At 69.0% G+C, this 1323-nt stretch carries 1 protein-coding gene; it reads left to right on the forward strand.

What is annotated here, in order from left to right; genetic code table 11:
• Window positions 1–1323 (forward strand): condensation domain-containing protein (locus ACZ6CL_RS42975; protein WP_468947032.1); only part of this gene is annotated, 1323 nt, incomplete at both ends.

The following is a 1323-nucleotide window of genomic DNA, read 5'->3' on the forward strand; positions in this document are numbered from 1 at the left end:
TTCGGTGGAGGCGCCGGTCGAGCGGTTCGCGCTGGTGTCCGACGAGGACCGTGCCAAGCTGCCTGAAGGGCTGGCCGACGCCTACCCGATGGCGCGCACCCAGATCGGCATGGTCGTGGAGATGCTCGCCGATCGGACGCTGCATCGCTACCACAGCGTTTCCACCTTCCGCGTCCGCGATGAGCGGCCTCTTTCTCCCGAGGCGCTGCGGGAGGCGGCGCGGATCGTCGCCGAGCGGCACGAGGCGCTGCGTACCTCCTTCGACCTGGACACCTTTTCGGTACCGATGCAGCTGGTGCACGCCGAGGCACGGATCCCGGTCACGACACGCGATGTGTCCGCTCTCGACGCCGACGCACTGCGGGACTCGCTCGAAGCCTTCCAGACAGAGGAGCGCGCGCGGCTGTTCGACCTCTCCACCGCGCCACTGTTACGGCTGTGCGCACACCAGGAAGCGGGAGGCGGCTGGTGGCTGACGGTCGTGCGGTGCCATGCCATCAGCGAGGGCTGGAGTCACTACAACCTGCTGGTGGAACTGCTCGACTGCTATGCGCGGATCAGGGACGGGAAGGAGCCGGTGACCCCGCCCCCCGCCGCCGTCCGGTACGCCGACTTCATCGCCGGAGAGCTGCGCTCCCTGGCCTCCGAGGACGATCGCCACTACTGGCGGGAGACCGTCCAGGAGCACCCCGGGTTCGCGCTGCCGACGGGATGGGCCGATCCCGGTACGTCGCGCGAGCGATACCGGCTCCACGTGCCGTTTCAGGACCTGGAGGTCGGCCTCCGCGCCCTGGCGCGCCGGGCTGACGCCTCGCTGAAGAGCGTCCTGCTGGCGGCGCACCTCAAGGTGCTCAGTTCCCTCACCGCCGAACGGACCTTCTTCACCGGGCTTGTCTGCGACGCCCGGCCCGAGGCGCTCGGGGCGGACCGGGTGTACGGCATGTACCTCAATACGGTGCCGTTCGTTTTCGACCGGCGGGCGCGTACGTGGCGTGAGCTGGTGCGGGACGTTTTCGTCGCCGAGGTCGATCTGTGGCCGCACCGGCGGTTCCCCATGCCGGAGATCCAGCGCGAGGCGGGCGGAGGGCGCCTCATCGACGTGTCGTTCAACTACCTCGACTTCCATCGGGTCGACACCGGGCTGATCGAGGCACGCACCGCTCTCGCCGACGGCAACACCGAGTTCGGCCTCGCGGTCACCACGCATGCGGGACACCTCGGCATCAGCAGTCATACGGGGGTGTTGAGCCGGGTGAATGCGGGGCGGTTGGCGGCGATGTACCGGGGTGTGCTGGAGGCGATGGCGGGTGATGTGGAGGGTGA

This window comes from Streptomyces sp. NPDC041200 (assembly GCF_055591805.1).